The organism is Klebsiella sp. C239 (genome assembly GCF_048822715.1).
Classification (GTDB): domain Bacteria; phylum Pseudomonadota; class Gammaproteobacteria; order Enterobacterales; family Enterobacteriaceae; genus Klebsiella; species Klebsiella quasipneumoniae.
On record NZ_JBMEZK010000045.1, the window covers coordinates 1 to 1,305 of the forward strand.

Below are 1,305 nucleotides of genomic sequence, written 5' to 3' on the forward strand. Positions count from 1 at the left end.
GGCGGCGAAAGCCGTTACGTCATTTTTTACGTAAGACATCGCGCCGTTACGTATCCCAGATACGTAACGGCTGCCGCCTGAAAAAGGGTTCATTTTTTTTGAATCTGTCCTGTTTTTTTTCCCGTGCCGGCATCAGCTGCAGGACGTCCTGCAGCTGATGCCGGCCGCGTTACAGAATTATAAAAAACAGTGACTTATATAATTCCCTCCCTGATTCTCTCTCTTTCAAAAATTCTGAAGCCCTGCACCGCAGGGCTCCAGCTGTCAGCAGTCCATCAGCCAGCGGTGCGCTTTTGAGGCCGCTGCCGCCGCTTTAAAGATGTAGCGCTTGTCTCCCTTCAGGGCTTTCAGCCAGGACGCGATATAGCTTTCATGCTGCACCTCTCCCGTAATTCCCAAATCCGCCATCAGAAACGCGCTGCCCAGCTCGGCGATCAGTTCCTCAAACGCATACGCCTCAGAGCCAAACTTATTGCCTTTTTCACGATTGAGGCGGGACGCTGCCCCCGTCCAGTGAACCAGCTCATGCAGGCCGGTGGCGTAGAAGTTCGCCGCGTCCGCGAAGCGGAACCGCTCTGGCAGGACGATTTCATCGGTGGCCGGACGATAGAACGCCTTTACGCCCTGCTCGGTGATTTTTGCCCCGCTCCGGGTCATGAGTGCTTCCGCCTGCGGCAGCGGATCGAAACCGGCAACCGGCTGCGGCACGCTCTCGATGCTCAGGCCGTCGATTTGCTCCACGTTAAACACGGTAAAGGCTTTCAGCATCGGGATTTTTTCGATTTCCCCGTCCTCGTCCTCTTTCTCCAGAGTCTTGTAAAAGATGGCCGTCGTGCCGTGTTCACCTTTACGAACCTGGCCGCCCAGCTCCTGCGCCTGTTTGTAGGTCAGCCAGCGCTCGTCCTGAAAACCCTGTTTTGCCGCACTACACCACAGCAGCATGATATTAATTCCGCTGTATGCCGTGCCGGTGCTGAAGTTGGCCGGTAATCCCGCCGCTGCGCCGTTGCGAACCCACGGGCACACCCACGGTTTAACGCCGCTTTCCAGGGCTGCAATGATGCTGTCCGTTACGGTCTGGTAAAGGTCTGTTTTGACTGCGCCAGCACGGGCTTTGCTTTTGCCCCTGGAAAATTTCGTTTTTGAGGAGCCTGACTGCTCCAGCGGGGATACGCTGGTCGCCTGTGAAGCTTTAGGGGCGGTTGTCTGAGTGTGCAGGTTCATCGTCATGGCTGTTTCTCCGTCAGTGTGAATTTCGTCTTCGTATCGCCTGACGGTTCGGCCTGCCCGGAGTCGTTCTGGTCT

1 protein-coding gene is annotated in these 1,305 nt (G+C 56.1%); it reads right to left on the minus strand.

What is annotated here, in order from left to right; translation table 11 throughout:
- Positions 1-264 precede the first annotated feature (264 nt).
- A complete protein-coding gene (locus ACOI6Z_RS27480) occupies positions 265-1,230 on the minus strand; it encodes an ArdC family protein (protein ID WP_001776122.1) in 966 nt (321 codons plus the stop codon).
- Positions 1,231-1,305 lie beyond the last annotated feature (75 nt).